Source organism: Kineosporia sp. R_H_3, assembly GCF_002198675.1.
In the GTDB taxonomy this organism is placed as follows: domain Bacteria; phylum Actinomycetota; class Actinomycetes; order Actinomycetales; family Kineosporiaceae; genus R-H-3.
The window spans coordinates 38177-61117 of the sequence record NZ_MWLL01000249.1 but is presented as its reverse complement, the minus strand read 5'-3'; the positions used below and the strand labels follow the sequence as shown (position 1 = coordinate 61117).

Genomic DNA, 22941 nt, shown 5'->3' with positions numbered 1-22941 from the left:
GGCTGCCCCGTCCGATGGGTGATCGGCGTCACCGGGCGGGCCCTGTAGGCCCACCGGTCCCGACCTCGGCGGGGAGAAGGTCCCGGTGACGTTCGCACGCGGCAGGCGGCTACGGGCGCAGCAGCACCTTCGTCGCCCGGCGCTCGTGCATCGCGGTGTAGCCCTCGGCGACGTCGGCGAGCGGCAGCTCGAGGTCGAACACCCGGCCGGGGTCGATCGCGCCGGAGAGGACGTCGGGCAGCAGCTGCGGGATGTAGGCCCGGACCGGCGCCACCCCGCCGCCGACGGACACGTTGCGGCGGAACAGGTCGCGGACGTCGAGCTCGACGCCGTGCGGGACCCCGACGAAGCCCACCGAGCCGCCGGGGCGCACGGTCGCGAGCGCCTGGTCCATCGAGTCCTTGGTGCCCACGCACTCCAGGACGCTGTCCGCGCCGATCCCGCCGAGGGCTGCGGCGACGGCGGCCGCGCCGTCCGCGCCCCGGTCCTCGACGACGTCCGTCGCGCCGAACGCGCGGGCGAGGTCCTGGCGGACGGGGTGCCGGCTCATCGCGACGACCCGCTCGGCGCCGAGCCGGCGCGCGGCGAGCACGCCGCAGAGCCCGACCGCGCCGTCCCCGACGACCGCGACCGTCGAGCCCGGCCCGACCCGGGCGGCGAGCGCCGCGTGGTGCCCCGTGCCCATGACGTCGGAGAGGGTGAGCAGCGAGGGCAGCAGCGCGGCGTCCACCCCGCCGGGGCCGTCGGCACCCGACGACGGGACGGCGACGAGCGTGCCGTCGGCCTGCGGCACCCGGACGTACTCGCCCTGGCCGCCGTCGACGAGGACGCCGTCCCGGTCCTTGCCGCCGTAGCCGCCACCGGCCAGGCACGACGTCTGCAGGCCCCGGACGCACATCGCGCACGTGCCGTCCGACCACAGGAACGGCGCGATGACGAGGTCACCGACCCGCAGCGTCGCCACGTCCGGCCCGAGGTCCTCGACGACCCCGACGAACTCGTGGCCGATCCGGCGCTCGACGCCCTCGGGGGCGTCGCCGCGGTACGGCCACAGGTCGGAGCCGCAGATGCACGACACGACGACGCGCACGAGGGCGTCCGTCGGGGCGACGACGCGGGGGTCGGGGGCGTCGACGAGGCGGATGTCGAACGGGCCGTTGATCGTGGTCGCTCTCACGGCGCCGATCCTGTCAGAGCTTCGGGTCGACGCCCGTCAGCTCGACCGACCGCTCCCAGAGCCACAGCGCGTCCGCGTCGTCGCGCGCGGCGTCCGTCATGCCGACCAGCTTCGGGTGCCCCTTCTGCTCCATGAACCCGTCGGGGCCGTAGTAGTCGCCGCTGCGGGCGGTCGGGTCGCCGGCGGCGCGCAGCGTGGGCAGGGCCCCGGCGGCGGCGCTCTGGGCCATGAACCGCTCGGCGACTCCGGTCACGCGGGCGACGAGCCGGCTGCCGGCCGCAGGGCCGGACGTCGTGAGGTTCGTCCGCGCGTAGCCGGGGTGCGCGGCGAGCGACAGGAGCGGCGCGGCGGCCGCGTCGGCCCGGCGCCGCAGCTCGCGCATGAAGAGCAGGTTCGCGAGCTTGGCCTGGCCGTAGGCGGACCACGGTGTGTACTTGCGCTCGCCCATGAGGTCGTCCCGGTGCAGCCGGCCCATCTTGTGGGCGTTGCTCGCGACGGTGACGACGCGCGCGGGCCCGGCCGCGACCCCGCCGGTCGGACCCGTCGCGAGCAGCGCGGGCAGCAGCAGCCCGGTGAGCGCGAAGTGCCCGAGGTGGTTCGTGCCGAGCTGCATCTCGAACCCGTCGGCCGTCGTCCGCCGCGGGATCGCCATGACGCCGGCGTTGTTCACGAGCAGGGCCAGCCCCTCGCCGAAGCTCTCGAGGACGCCGTCCGCGAACGCCTGCACCGAGGCCAGGCTCGCGAGGTCGAGGCTGCGCAGCTCGGCGGCCGCCCCCGGCACCCGCACCCGGACCTGGCCGAGCGCCTCGTCGCCGCGCAGCGCGTCCCGGCAGGCGAGGACGACGTGCGCGCCGGCGCGGGCCAGCTCGACGGAGGTCTCCAGGCCCAGCCCCGAGTTCGCCCCGGTGACGACGGCGGCGAGGCCGGAGAGGTCGGGCAGGTCGGCAGGGGTCCACGTCGAGGTCACGAGATCCACTCTCGCACGGGGGTTCCGGGGTCACCCGTCGGGGCGGCGGCCCGGGTCACGGCCAGGGTCACGGCCAAGGTCACGGCCACGGGAAGCGGGTGGCCCGGGCCGCCTTGAGCAGGAGGGTGAAGGTCTTCGCGAACCGCTCCGGGCCCTGCCCGTAGAGCACGCCCATGCCCATGACGCGCTGCACGGCGACCGACTGCGACTCGGTGAACCGCAGGATGCCCTCGCGGCCGTGCCGCCGGCCGACGCCGGACGCGCGCCGCCCGCCCATCGGCGCCGCCGAGCTCCCCCACGTCGTCAGGTAGGCCTCGTTGACGCTCACGGTGCCGGCGACGACCTGGCGGGCGAGCCGCCGTCCGCGGTGCAGGTTGCTCGTCCACACCGCACCGTTGAGGCCCATCTCGCCCTCGTTGACGAGGGCGAGCGCCTCGGCGTCCGAGGAGACCCGGTAGACCGACACGACCGGCCCGAACGTCTCCCCGGCGTAGCACGTGGCCTCGGGGCTCACCCGGTCGAGCACGGTCGGCTCGAAGAACCACGGGCCGATGTCGGGGCGTGGCCGCCCGCCCGCGAGCACGACCGCGCCGTGCTCGACGGCGTTCTCGACGTGGGCGGTGATCTTCGCGAGCTGGGCGGCCGAGGTGAGGGCGCCGATGTCGCCGCTGAAGTCGAGGGCCGCCGAGAGCCGCAGCCGGCGGACCCGGTCGACGAAGCGGTCGAGGAACGCCTCGGCGACCGCCTCGTGGAGCACGAGCCGCTCGATCCCGATGCACTGCTGGCCGGTGTTGTTGAAGCAGTCCCGGACGAGCGCCTCGGCGGCGCGGTCGAGGTCGGCGTCGTCCGCGACGTAGGCGCCGTTCTTGCCGCCGAGCTCGAGCGAGGCGCTGATGAGCCGCTCCCCCGCCTGCCGGCCGACGACCCGGCCGGTCGGCGTCGAGCCCGTGAAGCAGATGTGGTCGACGGCGTCGACGACCGCGCCGCCGACGCCCGGGCCGTCACCGAGCACGACCTGCAGGACGCCGTCCGGCAGCCCGGCCGTGGCGAGCAGGTCCGCCGCCCAGAGCATCGTCAGCGCGGTCTGGTTGTCGGGCTTGACGACGACGGCGTTGCCGGCGAGCAGGGCGGGCATGATGTCGCCGAGCGAGAGCACGAGCGGGAAGTTCCACGGCGCGATGACCCCGACGACGCCCTTGGGGTGCTGCACCTGGGTGACCTGGGTGAGGACGGGCACGATGCCCCGGTAGGTGCGGTCGCTGAGGATCTTCGGGCCCCGACGGGCCAGCCACCGGCAGTTCAGCGCGATGTCGGCGACCTCCTCGTACGCCGAGAGCCGGGTCTTGCCGGTCTCGAGCTGGACGATGTCGAGGATCTCCGACTGCCGGTCCAGGAGCAGGTCGTGCAGGCGCAGGAGGACGGCGGCCCGGTGCCGCGGCGTCCGGGCGGCCCAGCCGGGCTGCGCGGCCCTGGCCTGCGCGACGGCCCGGGTGACGTCCCTGGGGGTGGACTGCGGCAGCGCCGCGAGCGGCGCCCCGCTCAACGGCGTGACGGTCGTGACGTGCGCGGCGTCGTCACCGACGACCGCGCGCGAGGTCAGGCCGCGGACCCGCCCGGGGTCGAGGGCCCAGGTGGCCGTGGGGTCCGACTCGGGATCGGCGACGGTGCGCTCCGTGGACATGCGAGGAGCGTAGACATCGTCAACGGCCCTTGGCTACCCACCGGTAACCCCCGATTGGGCGGCAGATCAGGACCGGCCGGGCGCCTGCTTCTGCTGGTCGCGGGTCAGGAGCCGGGCGTGCAGCCCGGCGGCGGCCGCCTGGACGACGTTCTCGGCGTCCTCGATCCAGGCTGCGAAGTCGAGGAGGTCGTCCGAGGTGAGGGCCTTGCCCTCGTGGACCTCGAGCGCCTCGGCCGGCACCTCGATCCGCTCGGCGACGACGCCGCCGAGGGTGAGCAGCCGGACGACCTCGTCGCCGGCGGGCTTCTTGACCTGGGACACGCACGACGTGCAGTCGAACGAGTAGAAGGACCGGCTGCGCACCGCGTGGACCACGAGCCGGACCTGGTCCTTCGTGAGCTCCACGTCGCCGCAGGTCGGGCAGGCGGCCTTGATGATCGTCATCGGGATGTCCCCCCGTTCAGGTGGTGTGTCCCGACCTCCTTCGGCAGTACGGGTGAATCCCTTTAACGCCCCTGGTCGACGCCGGGGACCAGGCCTCAGCTGAGCGGCACGATCTCCGGCGCGCCGAGCCGGACGGCGTCCGCCGTCTCGTCGTCCGTCTGGGTCTGCGACGCGCGCTCCGCGGCCACCCGGGCCTCGTAGTGCGCGACCTCCTTCTCCTGCTGCGCGGGCGACCAGCCGAGCACGCCGGCCATGAGCCGGGCGACGTGCGGGGCGGCCGTGACGCCGCGGTCCCAGGTCTCGATGGAGATCCGGGTGCGCCGGGCGAGGACGTCGTCGAGGTGCCGGGCACCCTCGTGGGACGCCGCGTAGACGACCTCGCCGCACAGGTAGTCGTCGGCGCCGGGCAGCGGCCGGCCGAGCGCAGGGTCGGACGTGCACAGCGCGAGGACGTCGTCCGCCATCGAGCCGTAGCGGCGCAGCAGGTGCTCGACCCGGGCGACGTGCAGCCCGGTGCGGGCCGCCGTCCGGGCCCGGCCGTTCCACGCCGCGCGGTACCCCTCGGCACCGAGCAGCGGCACCTCGTCGGTGCAGCAGGCCGCCACCCGGAAGTCCAGGGCGCGGGCCACCTCGTCGATCGAGTCCTTGGCCATGATCCGGTAGGTCGTGTACTTGCCGCCGGCGACGACGACGAGGCCGGGCGCCGGGTGCGCGACGACGTGCTCGCGGGAGAGCTTGCTCGTCGAGTCGCTCTCGCCGGACAGCAGCGGCCGCAGCCCCGCGTAGACGCCCTCGACGTCCTCGCGGGTCAGCGGCGTCGCGAGCACCGAGTTCACGTGCTCGAGCAGGTAGTCGATGTCGGTCGCGGACGCCGCCGGGTGCGCCTTGTCGAGGTCCCAGTCGGTGTCCGTCGTCCCGACGATCCAGTGCCGGCCCCACGGGATGACGAAGAGCACGGACTTCTCGGTGCGCAGGATCATGCCGGTCGTCGACTGGATGCGGTCCCGCGGGACGACGAGGTGGATGCCCTTGCTCGCGCGGACCTTGAACTGGCCGCGCTCGCCGACCATCGCCTGGGTCTCGTCGGTCCAGACCCCGGTCGCGTTGACGACCTGCTGGGCGTGGACCTCGAACTCCTCGCCGTGCTCGAGGTCGCGGACCCGGACGCCGACGACCCGCTCACCCTCGCGGAGGAACCCGACGACCCGGGTGCGGCTCGCGACCCGGGCGCCGTACGCGGACGCCGTCCGGACGATGTTCATCGTGTGCCGCGCGTCGTCGAGCTGGCCGTCGTAGTACTGGACGGCGCCGACGAGGGCGTCCTTCTTCAGCGCGGGCGCCGCGCGCAGCGCCTGGGTGCGGGTCAGGTGCCGGTGGAACGGCAGCCCCGCGCCGTAGCCGCCCGCGCGCGCCATGAGGTCGTAGAGCGTGACGCCGGCAGCGACGTACGGCCGCTCCCAGCCGCGGTGGGTCAGCGGGTAGAGGAACTTCACCGGCTGCGCGAGGTGCGGCGCGAGCCGGGTGAGGATGAGCCCGCGCTCCTTGAGCGCCTCGGCGACGAGCGCGAAGTCGAGCATCTCGAGGTAGCGCAGACCGCCGTGGATGAGCTTGCTGCTGCGCGAGGACGTGCCGCTGGCCCAGTCCCGGGCCTCGACGAGCGCCGTCGACAGGCCGCGGGTCGCGGCGTCCAGCGCGGTGCCGGCACCGACGACGCCGCCGCCGACGACGAGGACGTCGAAGGTCTGCGAGCGCATGGCGTCCAGGGCGGCCTGCCGCTCGACGGGGCCGAGCCGGCCGCGGCGGGACAGCGCCTCGACGTCCGGGGCCGCGGGTGCGCCGCCGGCACCGTTGCCCGCTGCGTTGCCCGCAGCGCTGCCCGAGGCGTTGCCCGAGGCGTTGCCCCCGGCGGACTTCGGGGCGCTCGCGGCGGCGGTCGCGCGGCGGGTGCGCCTGGGGGCGGACGGGGTGGTCGCGGAGGGGCCCGACGAGGCGCTCGGCGCAGTGGGTTCCAGGCCGTTGCTCATGCCTCCACCCTAGGACGGCCCGGGGCGGTGCGCCGTGCCACCGGTCCCTGGCGGAGCCGGGTCGTGCCGTCAGCCCGCGTCGCAGCCGCTCCGCGCGGCGAGCACGTAGCCGTCCTGCGCGGGCACGTAGGACAGCACCAGCCGGGCCCGGCCCTGGGCGTCGTCCCAGACGACGGCCACGCCGCCGTCGCTCGTGCGGTGGGCGCTCACCCGCACGAGCACGTCCGCCTCGGGAGACACGAGCCGCTGCTCCTCGGCGGCTGCCGCGAGGTCGCGCCGGCCGTCGTCCTCGGGGTCGCGGGCCAGCAGGCTGCCCTCGGCCGCGGCGGTGCCGCAGTCGAGCGGCGGCGCGGGGGCGTCCTCGACGACGAGGTCGTCGCCGGCCACCGGCACGAGCGTGTCGAGCAGCGGCACCCCGCCGACGGACAGCTGCAGCGCGACGAGGCCCGCCGCGAGGACACCGACCACACCGGCGACCGCCAGGAGGAGCCGCCGGGGCGAGGACGGCGTGCGCGGGTCCTGCGTCGCCGCACCGGACACGATGGACATGCCGGGCAAGGTACCCACGGCCGCCGCACGCGCCAACGGTTGTTGGCGCTTTCGCTACGGTTGATCACGCTCCGCAGCACTGGGAGCGCGACCAGGGCGTCGTCGCAGTTCAGCGACTGTTCAGGACGGCTGGTACTGGGACACCACGACCTCGACGCGCTGGAACTCCTTGAGGTCGGAGTAGCCCGTCGTCGCCATCGAGCGGCGCAGCGCGCCGATGAGGTTCGTCGTGCCGTCCGCGGTCCGGCCGGGCCCGAGGAGGATCTCCTCGAGCGACCCGACGGTGCCGACGTGCCCGCGCTCGCCGCGCGGCACGAGGGGGTGGTGCGCCTCGGGGCCCCAGTGGTGCCCGCGGCCGGGCGCCTCGACCGCGCGGGCGAGGGCGGCACCGAGCATGACCGCGTCCGCGCCGCACGCGACGGCCTTGACGACCTCGCCGGAGCGCCCCATCCCGCCGTCCGCGATGACGTGCACGTACCGGCCGCCGGACTCGTCCATGTAGTCCCGGCGGGCCGCCGCGACGTCCGCGATCGCGGTGGCCATCGGGGCATGGATGCCGAGGACGGTGCGGGTCGTGTGGGTCGCCCCGCCGCCGAACCCGACGAGGACGCCGGCCGCACCGGTGCGCATGAGGTGCAGCGCCGCGGTGTACGTCGCGCAGCCGCCGACGACGACCGGCACGTCGAGCTCGTAGATGAACCGCTTGAGGTTGAGCGGCTCGGCCCGGCCCGAGACGTGCTCGGCGGAGACCGTCGTCCCGCGGATGACGAACAGGTCGACACCGGCGTCGACGACGGCCTTCCAGAGCTGCTGGGTGCGCTGCGGAGTCAGCGAGCCGGCGACCGTGACGCCCGCGTCGCGCATCTCCTTGACCCGGGCCGCGATGAGGTCGGGCTTGACCTCCTCGGCGTAGATCTCCTGCATCCGCGCGGTCGCGGCGACCGGGTCGAGCGAGGCGATCTCCGCGAGCAGCGGCTCCGGGTCCTCGTAGCGGGTCCACAGGCCCTCGAGGTCGAGCACGCCGAGCCCGCCGAGCCGGCCCAGCGCGACGGCGGTCGACGGCGACATGACCGAGTCCATCGGCGCCGCCACGACGGGCAGCTCGAAGCGGTAGGCGTCGATCTGCCAGGCGACGGAGACCTCCTCCGGGTCGCGGGTGCGCCGGCTCGGGACGATCGCGACGTCGTCGAAGGTGTAGGCCCGGCGGCCGCGCTTCCCGCGCCCGATCTCGATCTCGTTCACGACCCCAGGCTATCGGGGTGGTGCCGGCCCGCCGGTCCGCGCCACAGCGTCGTCGTTGCCCTACGACACACCGGTGGCAACCCGGGGCGTCGCGAGGTGTCGACGAGGCTGTGGCGCGCGCAGGCCTCGGGTCCGCCGGACGACGTCGACGACCCACTCCGGCCGGAACCGCACCTGCGCCCAGGTGAAGCGGCAGACCAGCCAGTCGGCTGCTGCCAGCTCGGTGTACCGCTCGCAGTCCCGGGCGAAGGCCACCTTGTCCGAGTGGTACTCGAACCCCTCGGCCTCCACGGCGACCCTGCGGTACGGGTCCCCGAGGTCGACGTGCACCGTGAACCCCGGGAGCAGCACCGGGAGCTGCGTCACGAACCCGCCCACCCCGGCGTCGACGAGCAGCGCGCGGGTGAACGACTCGAACATCGTGTCCGCGCCGCCGTCGGCCGCCTCGGCGACCCGGACGCAGCGGCCCCGTCGGCGGGGCGGCTGCGCGTACGCCGCGACGATCAGGTCGCTCTTGACCAGCATCTGCTCGGCGAGGGCGCTGTCCGCGACCGCGACCGCTTCCCCGAACGGCAGCGTGAGTGCGCAGTCCAGGACCGTTCGGAGCACCGTCGTGACGCCGTCGGTGACGTCGCTCGGCGCGAGCCGGCTCCAGTGGACGGTGACCTGCGGCAGCACCGGCGGGCGCGCCCCCGGTCGCACGGTGACGTGCACCGAGGAGGGCGCGGTCGGCACCCGGAGTCCGTGGATCCGCGCGGCCGAGACGTGGGAGACGACGCCGCGGACCGCGGCCGCGGCGGCGGCCGGGACGGGAAGCTCGGGCAACCCGTAGACCCCGCGCGAGAGACGGAGCACCCGCCCCTCCCGGACCGCGCGGCGCAGCGACGCCTGCGTCGCGTGCGTCACGACGACGTCGTACGGAGCCGTTCCTCCGAGCCGGCGGATCACCTCGTGAGCGTCCATGGCCGGCATCGTCGCGCACCCACGACGAACCCCGGAGAAGTTGTCCACAGGGTGCCCGCGCCACAGGTTCGTCGTTACCCCGCGACGCACCGGGATTGGTCCGGGGAGTCGCCGACCAACGACGAAGCTGTGGCGCGACGCGTCAGCGCCGCGTGTAGTTCGGCGCCTCGACGGTCATCTGGATGTCGTGCGGGTGGCTCTCCTTGAGGCCCGCGGCGGTGATCTGCACGAACTGGCCCTTGGCCTGCAGCTCGGGGATCGAGCGGGCGCCGACGTAGAACATCGACTGGTGCAGGCCGCCGACGAGCTGGTGCATGACCGCCGACAGCGTGCCGCGGTAGGGCACCTGGCCCTCGATGCCCTCGGGGACGATCCGGTCGTCGGACTGGACGTCGGCCTGGAAGTACCGGTCCTTGGAGAACGACTTCTTGCCGCGCGAGCTCATCGCACCGAGCGAGCCCATCCCCCGGTACGACTTGTACTGCTTGCCGTTGACGAGGAGCAGGTCGCCCGGGCTCTCCTCGCAGCCGGCGAGCAGCGAACCGATCATCACCGTGTCGGCACCCGCGACGAGCGCCTTGGCGATGTCGCCGGAGTACTGCAGGCCGCCGTCCGCGACGACCGGCACCCCGGCGGGGCGGCAGGCGAGCGACGCCTGGTGGATCGCCGTGACCTGCGGGACGCCGACCCCGGCGACGACGCGCGTCGTGCAGATCGAGCCCGGCCCGACGCCGACCTTGACCGCGTCGGCACCGGCGTCGACGAGCGCCTGCGCACCGGCGCGGGTCGCGACGTTGCCGGCGAGCACCTGGACGTGCCGGGTCGCCGGGTCGGACTTGAGCCGCTTGATCATGTCGAGCATGAGCCGCGCGTGGCCGTTCGCGACGTCGGGCACGAGGACGTCGACCCCGGCCTCGACGAGCGTCGTCGCCCGCTCCCACGCGTCGCCGAAGTAGCCGACCGCGGCGGCGACGAGGAGCCGGCCGTCCGCGTCCTTGCTCGCGTTCGGGAACTGCTCGGACTTCACGAAGTCCTTGACCGTGATGAGCCCGACGAGCCGGCCGTCGCCGTCGACGATGGGCAGCCGCTCGCGCTTGTGCTGGCGCAGCAGGGCCGTCGCGTCCTCGCGGCTGATCCCCTCCGGCGCGGTGACGAGCGGCATCGGCGTCATGACGTCGCGCACGAGCGTCGTCGCCCAGGTGCCGACCGGGGTGAACCGCAGGTCGCGGTTCGTGACGATGCCGATGAGGCGCTCGTCGCCGTCCACGACCGGCAGGCCGGAGACGCGGTAGCGGCCGCACAGCTCGTCGAGCTGCTCGAGGGTGGCCTGCGGGCCGATGACGACGGGGTTGGAGATCATCCCGGTCTGGGTCCGCTTCACGAGGTCGACCTGGTAGGCCTGGTCCTCGATCGACAGGTTGCGGTGGAGCACCCCGATGCCGCCCTGACGGGCCATGGCGATCGCCATCCGGGCCTCGGTCACGGTGTCCATGGCCGCCGAGACGATCGGCGTGCGGACCTGGATCCGGCGGGTCAGCCACGAGGTCGTCTCGACCTCGCTCGGAACCACGTCGGTGTCGCTCGGCAGGAGCAGGACGTCGTCGTAGGTCAGTCCCAGACCCGTGAAGACGGAGGCCTCGTCCCGGGCCGGCGCGGGCGCGAGGCCCGGTTCGGCGAAGAGGTCGTCGGAGGCGGTGGCAGGTTCGACGGCGCGGTCCTCGGCGATGCTCACCCCGAGGATTCTACCGACCGCGGACGGCGCTCCCGACCGCTCGGCGCAGGACCGTCAGCCGTCCGGCTTGCCTTCGTCTTGGTCTTCGTCCTCGTCGGGCCGCCCTTGTCGCTCGGCGGGCCCGTCGTCCGCGTCGACGAGGTCGAGGATGTCTCCGGCTCCGTCGTCCGCGAGGCGCTCGTCGACGACGGGCGGGGCGTCGTCGACGAGGACGTCTCCTCGTCCTGCGTCGGGGCGGGCGGGTCGGTCGTCGTCGACTCCTCGACCTCGCTCGGCTCGGACGTCGCCGTCGTCGAGGAGGTCCGCGCCGAGGGCACGTCGGTCGTCGGGACGGCGCTCGGGGCCGCCTCGTCGGGCGCGGCGGGCGCCGTCGCGATGACGTCCGGCAGCAGCTGGGGCGGCACCGGGAACCCGGCCTCGACGAGCGCGGTCGCGAGCTTGCGCAGCGCGGCGTCGACCTTCTTGCGCTGGGCCGACGTGAGGTCGGCGTTCCTCGCCCGCCGGTGGGCGTCCTCGAGCCGGGCCTCCGCGGCGGACAGGTCGTTCGAGTCGACGAGGTCGAGGCCTGCGAGGACGACGTCCTCGATCTGGCTGCCCTCGTCGGTGCCGGCGATGATCGAGCCGCCGCGCACCGGGTTCCACGCCCCGGTGACCGCGGCGCTCACGCCGCACAGGCCGACGACGACGGTGGCGGCCACGGCGAGCAGCCGGACGCGCACCCGGAGCGGGCGCGGGACGTCGGCCTCCCCCCGTCGCGCGGCCGGGATCCCCGGCAGCCCGGCACCGGGCCGGTCGCTGCGCCACGCCGGGCCGCCGACGGGCTCCCCTGCGGGGCCACGGGCGGGGGCGGGGTCCTCGCGCCACGCGGGGCGCAGGTCGAGCACCTCGGTCGGCGGCAGGAAGGAGGTCGGCGGGGTGCCCGACGGCACGAGCGGCCACACGCCGAGGTCGAAGAGCTCGCGCCGCAGCGCGTCCTCCGGGACGGGGTTGAGGTCGACCTCCGCCGCGAGGAGCGCGAGCACCGCTGCCGCGGGGTCGTCCAGGTCCTCCGCGAGCGGGCGACGTGCCGCGAGCCGGTCGAGCAGCACGTCGGTCGCGGCGACGGCGGCGACGTCCACGGCCCGCAGGTCCACCTCGTCCTCGGCGCCCCGGCCACCGGGGACGCGCGGGTCGGCCGGGACCCCGTCGCGGGTCACGCCGTGCCCCGGACGGGCTCGCTCGTCGCGAGCGCCCGCAGCCGCTGGACGGCGCGGTGCTGCGCGACCCGGACGGCACCCGCGCTCATCCCGAGGGCGCGCCCGGTCTCGTCCGCCGACAGCCCGACGGCGACCCGGAGCACGAGGAGCTCCCGGAGGGTGTCGGGGAGCTGGTCGAGGAGCGCCCGCGCCTGCTCGGCGTCCGACGAGCGGACGGCGTGCTCCTCAGGACCGTCGGACAGGTCGACCGTGTCGGGGATGTCCGCCTGCGGCTGCGCGTGCCGGAAGACGCTGCGCTGCGCGTCCGCCACCTTGTTCGCGGCCACCCGGTAGACGAAGGCCTCGAAGGGCTTGCCGTCGTCCCGGTAGCGCGGCAGGGCGGACAGCACGGCGACGCACACCTCCTGCGCCACGTCGTCCGCGGCGTGCTCGGAGCCGGGGAACCTCGAGAGGCGGGCCCGGCAGTAGCGGTGGACCAGGGTGTGGACGGCGGCGAGCAGCTGCTCCATCGCCTGCCGGTCCCCCGTGACCGCTCGCGCGGCGAGCCCCCCCAGCTCGACCGTGCCGTCGTCCGCACGTGACATCGCACGACGGGGGCGGTTCGTTACACCCCTGCCGTCGTCGTCGCCCCCGACCGCCACCGGACCTCAGCGCACCAGTCCCCAGCGGAAGCCGACCGCGACGGCCTGGGCGCGGTCAGCCGCCCCCAGCTTGCGGAACAGTCGCCGGGCGTGGGTCTTGACGGTGTCCTCGGAGAGGAACAGCTCCTTGCCGATCTCGGAGTTGCTGCGACCGCGGCTCATGCCGGTGAGCACCTGCATCTCGCGCTCGGTGAGAGCGGGCGCGGCGGCCGAGCCCTCGACGGAGCGCGGGGCGGGTACGGGGCGGCGCCAGACGGCGTCCGACAGCGCGTGGACCACGGTGGCGGCCATCTCCTCTCGCGTCGCGTCCTTGACAAGATAGCCGCGGGCGCCGCTCGCCACTGCCCTTGCGACACCTTCGGCGTCTTCTGCGACCGTCACCATGACCACGATCGCCTCCGGGTGCCGCGCGAGCAGCCGCCGGGTCGCCTCGACGCCACCGATCCCGGGCATCCGGACGTCCATGAGGACCAGCGACGGACGCTCGACGGGCCAGCGCGCGAGCGCCTCCTCGCCGGAGCAGGCGTCGACCACCCGGGTGATCCCCGGCACCGTCGCCAGGACCCGGTGGAGGGTCTCTCGGACAAGCGCCGAGTCGTCGCACACGAGGACCGTTGCCACCCCGGACACCCCATTTCCTGTTGCGCAGCCACGCCGGTCCGGGTCGCCGCGGGTGACGGCGTCCCCGGTGTCCGATCACCTCCTGTGAAGGGACCCGGCTCCTGAAGATGTCGTCAACGGGCGGGGTGAACCTGAGCGGAAGGCGGTGAGGAGTTCGACCGGAGGTTCCACCGGGAGCCGTCGGGACGTCGTCCCGCCGTGGCAGGAACGGGCCGTGCGCCGGCCGCGCCGCAGGTCAGGGGCCGCAGATCAGGGCCGCAGATCAGAGCCGCAGGTCAGAGGTGGACGGCGCCGAGGATCTCGTCGACGGCCTCGACGAGCGAGCTGACACGGACCGCGGCCGCGGGGAGGTCCCCGTCGACCCAGCCGGGGCCGCCGACGACGAGCCGCGGCGCCGGGCGCTGGCGCGGGACCGTGTCGAGGACGGCGATGTCGTCGGTCGCGAGCCGGGCGTAGAGGAACACCGCGGCGGGGCCGCTGCGCCGGACGGCGGCCACGAGCGCGTCCGCGGGCATCCCGACGCCGAGCAGCCGGCAGCCGACCTCCTCCTCGGCGAGGGCCGCGGCGAGGGCGTGCAGCGGGAGCGTGTGGTAGTCGCCCTCGGCGCAGGCGAGGAGCACGGGGCGGGTGTTCCGGGCCCGGCGCAGCGACGCGGAGACACCGCGGAAGACCCCGACGACCGCTTCGGAGAACGCGTGCTCGATCTCCACGCCGTCACCGGTCTGCATCCAGCGCTCGCCGATGGCGTGGAGCACCGGCATGGCCATGTCGTCCCAGGCGCGGACGGTGCCGTAGCTGCGGATGGCGTCCCGCAGGAGCCGGGTCACCTCGACGGTGTCGAGGGACATGGCGGCCCGGGCGAGGCCGCGCGCCTGCGGGCTCCCCTCGGGCAGCGAGACGACCCGGCCGCCGCCGGAGCGCTGCGGTCGGTCGGCGCGCGTCGGCCACAGGCCGGGGGCGTCGGGGCCGGTCCGCGCGGCGGGGATCCCGAGCACCGCGGCGTCCGCCCACGGGGTGACGGCCGCGCCGGCACGCTGCGACATGGCCGGGAAGAGGTCGGCCTCCCAGTCGTCGGCGTGCTCGGTCGGGATCGGCGGCACGACGGAGACGGGCCCGCCGGCCTTGGCGATCTGCGCGGCCTCCGCCGGCGGGACGCCCTCGCCGGTCAGACGGCGCATGACGACGAGGCGGGCCAGGTCGCTGGCGCTGTACCGGCGGTGCGAGCCGGCCGTGTGCGCCGACGGGCCGAGCCCGTACCGGCGGTCCCACGTGCGCAGGGTGGACGGCGCCACCCCGAGCCTGCGCGCCACAGCGGCCACGGTGAGCATGGGCTGCGGGCCCGCGCTGGAGTCACCGACGGCCGTCATGCGACCGATTGTCCAGGCCAGGGGCCCGACCTGCCACCCGGACACGAACGGACCAGGGACCACGTGTGACCACGGGGCGACGGTCAGTGCCCTCACGTCGCTACTCGTCGCCCGCTGTGACGGGAGAACGTCAGCGCGCAATCACTCACGAAATCGTGGTTGAGGTTGCGAGCAGAGGGGTACGTCGTGGGCACCGGAGCGTTGCGCGCACCGTTGAACAGGTTGTCGGGCCCGCCGGATCGGCGGACCCGCACCCGCGCACCGCGGATCGGCCCTCGATCAGGGCGCTGACCTGCAGTGACAGCGAACGGGACACGCCAGGCAACGTCGCCGGCGGCCCTCGCCGGACGCCGTCCCGGATCCTGCGAACAACCTGTGAACAACTTCTGGCGCGAAGTACTTGAACAACCTCTGCAACGGTTGTTAGTGTCGGACTCACGCACCAAGCACGAAGAACAAGTCAGGAATCCAGGCGATTGCCCGACCCCGGCCGCCCCGGCCGGCGAGCGTGCAGCGAAGAAGAGGGTGTTGGACATGGCTGAGATCTCCCGGCTCCCCGGCCCCGTGGCCGACCTGTGGGAGTGGCAGCTGCAGGGCTCGTGCCGCGAGGCCGACCCGACGCTCTTCTTCCACCCCGAGGGCGAGCGCGGCCCGGCCCGCCGCAACCGCGACGCGGCGGCGAAGTCGATCTGCGGTTCGTGCCCGGTCATGAAGGAGTGCCGCGAGCACGCCCTCGCCGTCCGCGAGCCGTACGGCGTCTGGGGCGGCCTCACCGAGGACGACCGCGAGGCGTACTACTCGACCGAGCGTCGCCGTCGCGCGCCGGTCGCCGCGGCCAGCTGACCCACGTACCGGTCCACCGGTCCACCGCGAGAGGCCCGGCTCCCCTGGGGGAGCCGGGCCTCTCGTGCGCGTCCTGACCGTCCCGACCTCAGACCTCGAACTGGACCCGGGCGATCTGCGTGCACAGCGGGTCGAACAGCTCGCGCCGCACCCGGTTGTGCTCCGTCTCGGCGTCGTAGGCCCGGTAGGCCGCCTCGTCGACGAAGTCCGAGGTGATCGCGAAGTCCCACGACTGCTCGCGCAGCCGCAGGTCCGTGCCCACCCGGCAGGAGACGAGGCCCGGCGGCTCGAGCGCGGCGATCGCCGCCAGCCCGGGGCGCAGCGCCTCCAGCGGGACGCCGTCCCGGAGCCGGCCGACGACGACGTTGCGGATCATGGCGACCTCCGTGGACCGGTGACGGACGACGAGGCCCGGACGGCGGGCCGTCCGGGCCTCGTGCGCGTGCTCAGGAACTGCAAGTGGTGCAGGTGCCTCGGTCAGTGACCGTGCCCGTGCCCGTGCCCGCCGTGGCCACCGGCGTCGGCCGGGGCCGGCTCCTTCTTCTCGACGACGAGGGTGTCGGTCGTGAGCACCATCGACGCGATCGAGGCGGCGTTGCGCAGCGCGGAGCGGGTGACCTTGACCGGGTCGATGACGCCCCGGGCGATGAGGTCGGCGTAGTCGTTCTTCGAGGCGTCGAGGCCCTGGCCGACCGGGAGCGCGCGGACCTTCTCGACGGCGACGTAGCCCTCGAGACCGGCGTTCTCGGCGATCCAGCGCAGCGGCTCCACAGCGGCCTTGCGGACGATGGAGACACCGGTCGCCTCGTCGCCCGTGAGGCCGAGCGAGTCGTCGAGGACCGAGACGGCGTGGACGAGAGCGCTGCCGCCGCCGGCGACGATGCCCTCCTCGATCGCCGCGCGGGTCGCCGAGACGGCGTCCTCGATGCGGTGCTTCTTCTCCTTGAGCTCGACCTCGGTGTGCGCGCCGACCTTGATGACGCACACGCCGCCGGCGAGCTTCGCGAGGCGCTCCTGGAGCTTCTCGCGGTCCCAGTCGGAGTCGGTCCGCTCGATCTCGGCCTTGATCTGCTGCACGCGACCGGCGACCTCGGACGCCTCGCCCGCACCGTCGACGACCGTGGTCGTGTCCTTGGTGACGACGACGCGACGCGCGGTGCCGAGCACCTCGATGCCGACCTGGTCGAGCTTGAGGCCGACCTCGGCCGACACGACCTGCGCACCGGTGAGGGTGGCGAGGTCCTGGAGCATCGCCTTGCGGCGGTCACCGAAGCCCGGCGCCTTGACGGCGACGGCGGTGAAGGTGCCGCGGATCTTGTTGACGACGAGGGTGGAGAGCGCCTCGCCCTCGATGTCCTCGGCGACGATGAAGAGCGGCTTGCCGGCCTGGAGGACCTTCTCCAGGAGCGGGAGCAGGTCGCTGATCGCCGAGATCTTGTTCTGGTGGATGAGGATGTAGGCGTCCTCGAGGACGGCCTCCATCCGCTCCGGGTCGGTGACGAAGTACGGCGAGATGTAGCCCTTGTCGAACTGCATGCCCTCGGAGAACTCGAGCTCGAGGGCGGTCGTCGAGGACTCCTCGACGGTGATGACGCCGTCCTTGCCGACCTTGTCGAACGCGTCGGCGATGAGCTCGCCGATCGACCGGTCCTGCGCGGAGATGGTCGCGACGTGGGCGATCTCCTCCTTGCCGTCGACCTCGCGGGCGACATCGAGGAGCTTGGCGCTCACCGCGTCGACGGCGGCGTCGATCCCGCGCTTGAGCGCGGCCGGGCCGGCGCCGGCGGCGACGTTGCGCAGGCCCTCGTGGACCATGGCCTGCGCGAGAACGGTCGCGGTGGTGGTGCCGTCACCCGCGACGTCGTTCGTCTTGGTGGCGACCTCCTTGGCGAGCTGGGCACCGAGGTTCTCGTACGAGTCCTCGAGCTCGATCTCCTTGGCGATGGTCACGCCGTCGTTCGTGATGGTCGGGGCGCCCCACTTCTTGTCGATGACGACGTTGCGGCCGCGCGGGCCGAGCGTCACCTTGACGGCGTTGGCGAGGGCGTCGACGCCGCGCTCGAGGGAGCGCCGCGCGGAGTCGTCGAACTCCAGGGTCTTGGCCATGGGTGCTTGGTTCCTTCTTCGGGTCGGCGAACCGGGTGCAGAACGAGAACCGCCCCGACCCACCGGCAGGGCCGGCCGGTCGGGGCGGTGGGTGACTGCCTCAGCGGCAGCCGGAGATCACTTCTCGATGACCGCGAGGACGTCGCGGGCGGAGAGGATGAGGAACTCCTCGCCGCCGTACTTGACCTCGGTGCCGCCGTACTTGCTGTACAGGACCTTGTCGCCGACCTTGACGTCGAGCGGGATCCGCTTCTCGCCCTCGTCGTCGAAACGGCCCGGACCGACCGCGAGGACCTCGCCCTCCTGGGGCTTCTCCTTCGCGGTGTCCGGGATGACCAGGCCGGAGGCCGTCGTCTGCTCGGCGTCGAGCGGCTTGACGACGATGCGGTCCTCGAGCGGCTTGATGGAGACCGACACGTGCTGCCCTCCCCTTCGGGAATGTCGCTGGAGTAAGGCGTGGAATATGGGTGGCGGAGCGGGTTCCGACCGTCGTCGCGGGTGCCGGCCGGGCTCTGCCTGGTTGGCGCTCTCAGGGTGAGAGTGCCAGCCCTGAATCTAGGCCGGTGGTTAGCACTCGGTCAACTCGAGTGCCAGAACTCGCCCGACCGGCGGACGTGGAAGGATCCTGGCGTGGACCTGTCCGGCATCTCCGCCCTGCTCACCTCCGAGGGGTGGGCGCTGCTGGAGTCGCTCCCGCCCTACGACGAGGCCGAGGCGATGGTGCTCGGCGAGCGGCTGCGCGCCGCCGGTCACCCGGCCGACCTCGTCTCCGCCGCGCTCACCCAGTCCCGGCTGCGCGCCGCCGGCCGGGCCAAGTTCGGCCCCTTCGCCGACGGCATGCTCTTCACCCCGACCGGCCTGGAGCAGGCGACCCGGTTCGCCGTCGCCGCCCGGCACGCCCAGCGCTTCGCGTCCGCCGGCGTCGAGCGGGTCGCCGACCTCGGCTGCGGGATCGGCGCGGACTCGATGGCCCTGGCGACCTTCGACCGCGAGGTGCTCGCCGTCGAGCGCGACGAGCTGACCGCCGCCGTCGCGACGATGAACCTGCGGCACTGGCCCGAGGCCGTCGTCCGCTGCGAGGACGCGACGACCACCGACCTCACCGGCATCGGCGCCGCGTTCGTCGACCCGGCCCGGCGGACGGCGTCCGGCAAGCGCGTCCTCGACCCGCGCCAGGGCTCGCCGACGCTCGAGTTCGTCGTCGGCCTCGCGGGCCGGCTCGCCGCCGTCGGCATGAAGACCGCGCCGGGCATCGCGCACCACCTCGTGCCCGTGGGCGCCGAGGCGCAGTGGGTGTCCGTCGGCGGGGACGTCGTCGAGTGCGCCCTGTGGTTCGGGCTCACCGCGCGCGAGGGCGTCCGGCGGGCGGCGCTCGTGCTGCCGCCGGACGGCGTCCCGGACGACGCCGAGGGCGTCGACACCGCCGACCCGGTCGAGGTGACGGACGCCGGCATGCCCGACCCGGAGGCCGGCGCCGTCGGCGCGGTCCTCTACGAGCCGGACGGCGCGGTGATCCGGGCCGGGCTCGTCGGCCAGGTCGCGGCGCTCGTCGAGGGCCGCCTCGTCGACCCGACGATCGCCTACGTGACGTCGGACCGGGTCGTCCGGACGGCGCTCGCGACGGCCTACGCGGTCGAGGACGTCATGCCCTTCCAGCTCAAGAGCCTGCGGACGGCGCTGCGCGACCGGGGCGTCGGCCGGTTGACGATCAAGAAGCGCGGCACGGCCGTCGAGCCCGAGCAGCTGCGCCGCCAGCTGCGCCTCGAGGGCGACGCCGAGGCGACGATCGTGCTCACCCGGGTCGCCGGCCGGCAGTCGGTGCTGTTCGTCCGCCCGCTGCGCTGACCCGGCCGGGGCCCTGCGGACAACCCGCGGCCCCGCCCCGGCGTCCTGCCTGCGACCGGGAGGTTCGGGGGACGCGATGCCACGCACGGGCCGCACGGGCCGCACGGGCCGCACGGGCCGCACGCCGCGGCTGCTCGCCCTGGCCGTGGCGGCGACGCTCCTCGGCCTCGTCGCCCCTGCTGCGGGCGGGGCGGCTCCTGTGCCCTCCGCCGGCCGGCCGACCACGGAACCGACCGCTGCCACCGACCCTGCGACCGGGCCGCTGCCCGCGGTCCCGGCGCTCCAGCGCCGCTGCCCGGCCCCGGCGGTCGGCGTCGTCACCCACACGCGGGACGGCGACACCCCGACGGTCGCGCTGACCTTCGACGACGGCCCGGACGCCGGCACCCCGGCGGTGCTCGACGCGCTCGCCGCGGCGCACGTCCACGCGACGTTCTTCGTCGTCGGCCGCCAGGTGGCCCGGCACCCGGGGCTCGTGCGCCGGGCGGCCGACGAGGGTCACCTGCTCGGCGACCACACGTGGGACCACGCGTACCCGCAAGAGGTCGACGGCGGCTGGACCGCGCCGTACCTCGCCGACCAGCTCGGCCGGACGGCGCGGGCCGTCGCCGCGGCGACCGGCCGGCCGCTGTGCTGGTTCCGGCCGCCGGGCGGTCACCACCCCGGCACGGTGCGGCCCGCGGCGCACCGGATGCGGATGACCGTCGCGCTGTGGTCGCTCGACACCCGGGACTGGGAGGTCCAGGGCGTCGACGGGCGCCGCCCGCCGGGCCTGCCCGACCGCGACGCCAGGGTCCGGGCGATCGTGGCCCGCGCGACGGCTGTCGGCGACGAGCGGCACCCCGTCGTGCTGCTCCACGACGGCGGCGGCGACCGGGCCGCCACCGCGGCGGCCCTCCCGCTCGTCGTCGCCTGGTACCGCGACCACGGCTACGCGTTCGTGCGGCTCGACGGCCGCCCCTGATCCCCGGAGCGGGGACGACGGGGGTGCCGGTGTGTCCGGCCCTGCCCCTAGGGTGTTGATCACTCTCACGGGGGTGCCGGTCGGCGACGACCGGGCGCGGTCCGCACCGGGCCGGGGAACCGTGCAGCCGTCCGACGGAACCGGGCGGTCCTGCAGGGACGTCGTCGGGGGAACAGGTGCGAGCTCGGGAGGACCGCCATGGACGGCGCGCAGCAGGACGGACGACCGGAGGACCAGCAAGGCGGGACGCAGCCGCTGCCGGAGCCGGAGCAGGCGGCGGCCCCGCCGCCCGCGCCGCCGCAGGGGCGGCCGCAGGACGGGGCGCCGCCGGCGTTCGCTCCCCCGGCCGGGCAGCCCTACGGTGCGCCGCCGGCCGGGCCGCCCCAGTACGGCCGGCCACCTACGGGCCAGCCGTACGCCCCGCCGCCCGCGGGCCGGCCGTACGCCCCGCCACCGGCGGGGCCGCAGTACGGGCAGGCGCAGTACCCGCCCGCCGCCGGTGCGTGGCAGCAGCCGCCCGGCGCGCCCGGGGTCCCCGGCGTGCCGGCACCGAAGCGGCGCGGGCTGCCGCTCGCGGCGGTCCTCGGCATGGTCGCGGCCGGGCTCGTCCTCGTGCTCGTCGTGGTCGTCGCGCTCGTCGCGGCCGGCCGGGGCGACGACACCCCGGAGGCCGGCCCGACGGCGAGCGGCCAGGCCGCGGGCGTCGCCGGGGTGTCGCCGTCCGCGACCCCGTCGGTCGCCGCGGCGCCGTGCGCGGCGAAGGACCTCGCGTCGGCGATGCGCAAGAAGTCGAAGCTCGGCGCCGACGGCAGCCTCACCGTTGCCGCGGGTCCGATCCCCTGCGAGGGGACGGCGACCGCGAGCCTGTACTCGTTCCGGCTGGCCGTCGACTACGACCCGGCCGACACGACGTCCGGCCGCACCGACGGCGAGGGCGTCGAGGCCGGCGGCTACAGCGAGACCCTCGACGCGTTCGCCACCCCCGACCTCGCGGACTCCTGCGACGCGCAGGTCTTCTTCGCCGTGACGCCGAGCGAGACGCCGCAGGTCTCCACGATGCGCACGGACGTCATGGCCTGGATCGCCGCGCGCAAGGCGAAGGCGGGCGGCACGAAGGTGTGGACCGGCAAGTCGTCCCCGGTCGTCGCGGTCGCGGCGTCCGGCGAGGTCATGGACTGCCTGCCCGGCGACTCTGTGTCGGTGCCGTACGCGGCCAAGGGCGACTGCTGGCAGAACGACGCCACCACGGGCGTCGCGAAGGAGGTGTCGTGCAAGAAGGCGCACAACACCGAGGTGCTCTTCGTGCGCAACGTCGGCATCAAGGACTGGAAGAAGGCCAACCCGAAGAAGCCGCTGCCCACCCAGGCCGCCTACCGGAAGTGGATGAAGAAGCGCGCGAACTCGATCTGCGACCCGAAGTTCAACGCGGTGCCGCTCACCGGTGCGGTCGGGATCAGCAAGCTCTCGGCGTTCTCGGTCTACCCGACGCGGTACTCAGACTTCGAGGTCTCGCTGCCGGGGAGCACGACGACCAGCCAGGTCGTGTGCATCGTCCAGCTCAAGAGCGCGAAGGCGACGACGACGCGGAAGATCCTGCGCTGACCGTCCCGAGCCACAGCTCGGCGTAGGCCTTCGCGTCGACGGCGAGCGCGACGTCGACGAGCGCCGGGGCGAGCCCGTGCGGGTCGTGGGCGTGGTCGAGGCTGCCGCCGCTGCGGTCGGCGCGCTGGTCGACGACGGTCTGGCCCCGGGTCCACGAGCCCGCGAGCTCGACCCGGACGGGCAGCTGCTGGGTGCGCAGCCCGTCCGGGAGGAGCACCGCGCAGACCGCACCGGCGTCGCCGACGGTCGCGTCGTCGGCGCCGAAGCGCTCGCACTGGAAGAGGACCAGCCCGCCCGCGAGGCGTGCGACGGGGTCGGCCGAGGCGGCGAGCGCGGCCGCCTCGGCCCGGGTGACGCGGACGTCGTAGAAGACGTCGAGGCCGTACATCGTCACCGGGATGCCGAGCTCGGCGGCCGCGTCGAGGACGACCGCGGCCGCCTCCGGGTCGTGCCACACGTTGAACTCGGCGGCCGCGGTCGCGTTGCCGACGAGGGCGGCCCCGCCCATGAAGACGATCCGGGCGAGGCCGCGCGCGGCGTCCGGGTACATCCGCAGCAGCAGCGCGATGTTCGTCATCGGCGCGAGCGGCACGAGCGTCACCGGCTCGCCGCGCTCGGCGGCCCCGGTGAGGACGGCGTGGAGCAGCTCGACGGCGTGCCGTGGGTCGGCGGCCCGGGTCGACGGCGGCAGCCCGAGGTCGCCCATCCCGTCGTCGCCGTGGACGTGCCGCGCCTCCCGGGCCGGCTCGAGGAGCGGACGGCGCGCACCGCCGGCGACGGGGACGTCGGTGCGGCCCGCCGTCTCCAGCACGAGCAGCGTGTTCGCGACGACCTGGTCGAGCGAGGCGTTCCCCGCGACGCAGGTCACCGCGCGCAGGTCGAGCCCCGGGTGCCGGGCGCCGAGCAGGAGGGCGCACGCGTCGTCCACCCCGGTGTCGACGTCGAGGACGATCGGGATCGGCTTCGGGTCGGGCATG

Annotated in this window: 21 protein-coding genes; 4 read left to right on the top strand and 17 right to left on the bottom strand. The window is 74.6% G+C overall.

Annotation, left to right across the window (positions count from 1 at the left end):
* Positions 1–109: 109 nt before the first annotated feature.
* The 13 genes from ECOMGDLI_RS31860 to ECOMGDLI_RS31800 all read right to left on the bottom strand — a co-directional run bounded on the left by ECOMGDLI_RS31860 (position 110) and on the right by ECOMGDLI_RS31800 (position 14604).
* Positions 110–1177 carry a zinc-dependent alcohol dehydrogenase family protein gene (locus ECOMGDLI_RS31860; RefSeq protein WP_088320833.1) on the bottom strand — a complete coding sequence of 356 codons (1068 nt, stop codon included), beginning with the start codon at positions 1175–1177 and terminating at the stop codon, positions 110–112.
* A 13-nt stretch (positions 1178–1190) separates the two neighbouring features.
* Complete coding sequence (locus tag ECOMGDLI_RS31855) at positions 1191–2144, bottom strand: oxidoreductase (protein ID WP_088320832.1); 954 nt, start codon at positions 2142–2144, stop codon at positions 1191–1193.
* A 79-nt stretch (positions 2145–2223) separates the two neighbouring features.
* Positions 2224–3825 (bottom strand): succinic semialdehyde dehydrogenase, encoded by a 1602-nt coding sequence (locus ECOMGDLI_RS31850; RefSeq protein ID WP_088320831.1) that lies wholly within the window; start codon positions 3823–3825, stop codon positions 2224–2226.
* 66 nt (positions 3826–3891) lie between these two features.
* Entirely contained in the window at positions 3892–4269 is a 378-nt protein-coding gene (locus ECOMGDLI_RS31845) for a hypothetical protein (protein WP_088320830.1), read from the bottom strand.
* A 95-nt stretch (positions 4270–4364) separates the two neighbouring features.
* Complete coding sequence (locus ECOMGDLI_RS31840) at positions 4365–6023, bottom strand: glycerol-3-phosphate dehydrogenase/oxidase (RefSeq protein WP_088320855.1); 1659 nt, start codon at positions 6021–6023, stop codon at positions 4365–4367.
* Positions 6024–6362: 339 nt separating this feature from the next.
* Positions 6363–6842, bottom strand: coding sequence for a hypothetical protein (locus tag ECOMGDLI_RS31835; RefSeq protein ID WP_088320829.1), 480 nt, complete (start codon positions 6840–6842; stop codon positions 6363–6365).
* A gap of 120 nt (positions 6843–6962) precedes the next feature.
* Complete coding sequence (locus tag ECOMGDLI_RS31830) at positions 6963–8084, bottom strand: GuaB3 family IMP dehydrogenase-related protein (RefSeq protein WP_088320828.1); 1122 nt, start codon at positions 8082–8084, stop codon at positions 6963–6965.
* A 60-nt stretch (positions 8085–8144) separates the two neighbouring features.
* Positions 8145–9047, bottom strand: a complete 903-nt coding sequence (locus ECOMGDLI_RS31825) for a hypothetical protein (protein WP_088320827.1) — start codon at positions 9045–9047, stop codon at positions 8145–8147.
* Between the two features lie 142 nt (positions 9048–9189).
* Complete coding sequence (guaB, locus tag ECOMGDLI_RS31820; protein WP_088320854.1) at positions 9190–10665, bottom strand: IMP dehydrogenase; 1476 nt, start codon at positions 10663–10665, stop codon at positions 9190–9192.
* A gap of 110 nt (positions 10666–10775) precedes the next feature.
* Positions 10776–11975 carry a hypothetical protein gene (locus ECOMGDLI_RS31815; RefSeq protein WP_088320826.1) on the bottom strand — a complete coding sequence of 400 codons (1200 nt, stop codon included), beginning with the start codon at positions 11973–11975 and terminating at the stop codon, positions 10776–10778.
* Positions 11972–12559 (bottom strand): RNA polymerase sigma factor ShbA, encoded by a 588-nt coding sequence (gene shbA, locus ECOMGDLI_RS31810; protein ID WP_088320825.1) that lies wholly within the window; start codon positions 12557–12559, stop codon positions 11972–11974. The genes ECOMGDLI_RS31815 and shbA overlap by 4 nt, the downstream gene beginning before the upstream one ends.
* 63 nt (positions 12560–12622) lie before the next feature.
* Positions 12623–13237 carry a response regulator transcription factor gene (locus ECOMGDLI_RS31805; protein ID WP_088287459.1) on the bottom strand — a complete coding sequence of 205 codons (615 nt, stop codon included), beginning with the start codon at positions 13235–13237 and terminating at the stop codon, positions 12623–12625.
* Positions 13238–13512: 275 nt separating this feature from the next.
* Complete coding sequence (locus tag ECOMGDLI_RS31800) at positions 13513–14604, bottom strand: MerR family transcriptional regulator (RefSeq protein ID WP_088320824.1); 1092 nt, start codon at positions 14602–14604, stop codon at positions 13513–13515.
* Positions 14605–15138: 534 nt separating this feature from the next.
* Between ECOMGDLI_RS31800 and ECOMGDLI_RS31795 the strand changes: the two genes are divergently transcribed.
* Positions 15139–15447 carry a WhiB family transcriptional regulator gene (locus ECOMGDLI_RS31795; RefSeq protein ID WP_088320823.1) on the top strand — a complete coding sequence of 103 codons (309 nt, stop codon included), beginning with the start codon at positions 15139–15141 and terminating at the stop codon, positions 15445–15447.
* Positions 15448–15535: 88 nt separating this feature from the next.
* Here the strand turns inward: ECOMGDLI_RS31795 and ECOMGDLI_RS31790 are convergent, their stop codons facing one another.
* The 3 genes from ECOMGDLI_RS31790 to groES all read right to left on the bottom strand — a co-directional run bounded on the left by ECOMGDLI_RS31790 (position 15536) and on the right by groES (position 17970).
* On the bottom strand, positions 15536–15823 hold the full coding sequence (locus ECOMGDLI_RS31790; protein WP_088320822.1) for a Dabb family protein: 288 nt from the start codon (positions 15821–15823) through the stop codon (positions 15536–15538).
* Positions 15824–15924: 101 nt separating this feature from the next.
* On the bottom strand, positions 15925–17553 hold the full coding sequence (gene groL, locus ECOMGDLI_RS31785) for a chaperonin GroEL (RefSeq protein WP_088287434.1): 1629 nt from the start codon (positions 17551–17553) through the stop codon (positions 15925–15927).
* 117 nt (positions 17554–17670) lie between these two features.
* Positions 17671–17970, bottom strand: coding sequence for a co-chaperone GroES (groES, locus tag ECOMGDLI_RS31780; RefSeq protein WP_088320821.1), 300 nt, complete (start codon positions 17968–17970; stop codon positions 17671–17673).
* Between the two features lie 213 nt (positions 17971–18183).
* On the opposite strand from groES, the gene ECOMGDLI_RS31775 reads away from it, so the two are divergent.
* The 3 genes from ECOMGDLI_RS31775 to ECOMGDLI_RS36510 all read left to right on the top strand — a co-directional run bounded on the left by ECOMGDLI_RS31775 (position 18184) and on the right by ECOMGDLI_RS36510 (position 21964).
* On the top strand, positions 18184–19398 hold the full coding sequence (locus ECOMGDLI_RS31775) for a class I SAM-dependent methyltransferase (RefSeq protein ID WP_088320820.1): 1215 nt from the start codon (positions 18184–18186) through the stop codon (positions 19396–19398).
* A 76-nt stretch (positions 19399–19474) separates the two neighbouring features.
* On the top strand, positions 19475–20362 hold the full coding sequence (locus ECOMGDLI_RS31770; protein ID WP_088320819.1) for a polysaccharide deacetylase family protein: 888 nt from the start codon (positions 19475–19477) through the stop codon (positions 20360–20362).
* A 198-nt stretch (positions 20363–20560) separates the two neighbouring features.
* The gene (locus ECOMGDLI_RS36510; RefSeq protein WP_088320818.1) at positions 20561–21964 is read left to right on the top strand and encodes a hypothetical protein; all 1404 of its coding nucleotides are present in this window, start codon (positions 20561–20563) and stop codon (positions 21962–21964) included.
* Here the strand turns inward: ECOMGDLI_RS36510 and ECOMGDLI_RS31760 are convergent.
* The gene (locus ECOMGDLI_RS31760; RefSeq protein WP_088320817.1) at positions 21921–22940 is read right to left on the bottom strand and encodes a nucleoside hydrolase; all 1020 of its coding nucleotides are present in this window, start codon (positions 22938–22940) and stop codon (positions 21921–21923) included. The two genes, ECOMGDLI_RS36510 and ECOMGDLI_RS31760, sit on opposite strands and share 44 nt — an antisense overlap.
* Position 22941 lies beyond the last annotated feature (1 nt).

What these genes read in the sequence shown, in the direction of transcription:
- ECOMGDLI_RS31850 (WP_088320831.1), bottom strand. Translation starts at nt 3,825, where the DNA reads ATGTCCACGGAGCGCACCGTCGCCGATCCCGAGTCGGACCCCACGGCC.
- ECOMGDLI_RS31845 (WP_088320830.1), bottom strand. Translation starts at nt 4,269, where the DNA reads ATGACGATCATCAAGGCCGCCTGCCCGACCTGCGGCGACGTGGAGCTC.
- ECOMGDLI_RS31840 (WP_088320855.1), bottom strand. Translation starts at nt 6,023, where the DNA reads ATGCGCTCGCAGACCTTCGACGTCCTCGTCGTCGGCGGCGGCGTCGTC.
- ECOMGDLI_RS31835 (WP_088320829.1), bottom strand. Translation starts at nt 6,842, where the DNA reads ATGTCCATCGTGTCCGGTGCGGCGACGCAGGACCCGCGCACGCCGTCC.
- ECOMGDLI_RS31825 (WP_088320827.1), bottom strand. Translation starts at nt 9,047, where the DNA reads ATGGACGCTCACGAGGTGATCCGCCGGCTCGGAGGAACGGCTCCGTAC.
- shbA (WP_088320825.1), bottom strand. Translation starts at nt 12,559, where the DNA reads ATGTCACGTGCGGACGACGGCACGGTCGAGCTGGGGGGGCTCGCCGCG.
- ECOMGDLI_RS31800 (WP_088320824.1), bottom strand. Translation starts at nt 14,604, where the DNA reads ATGACGGCCGTCGGTGACTCCAGCGCGGGCCCGCAGCCCATGCTCACC.
- ECOMGDLI_RS31795 (WP_088320823.1), top strand. Translation starts at nt 15,139, where the DNA reads ATGGCTGAGATCTCCCGGCTCCCCGGCCCCGTGGCCGACCTGTGGGAG.
- ECOMGDLI_RS31790 (WP_088320822.1), bottom strand. Translation starts at nt 15,823, where the DNA reads ATGATCCGCAACGTCGTCGTCGGCCGGCTCCGGGACGGCGTCCCGCTG.
- groL (WP_088287434.1), bottom strand. Translation starts at nt 17,553, where the DNA reads ATGGCCAAGACCCTGGAGTTCGACGACTCCGCGCGGCGCTCCCTCGAG.
- ECOMGDLI_RS31770 (WP_088320819.1), top strand. Translation starts at nt 19,475, where the DNA reads ATGCCACGCACGGGCCGCACGGGCCGCACGGGCCGCACGGGCCGCACG.
- ECOMGDLI_RS36510 (WP_088320818.1), top strand. Translation starts at nt 20,561, where the DNA reads ATGGACGGCGCGCAGCAGGACGGACGACCGGAGGACCAGCAAGGCGGG.
- ECOMGDLI_RS31760 (WP_088320817.1), bottom strand. Translation starts at nt 22,940, where the DNA reads ATGCCCGACCCGAAGCCGATCCCGATCGTCCTCGACGTCGACACCGGG.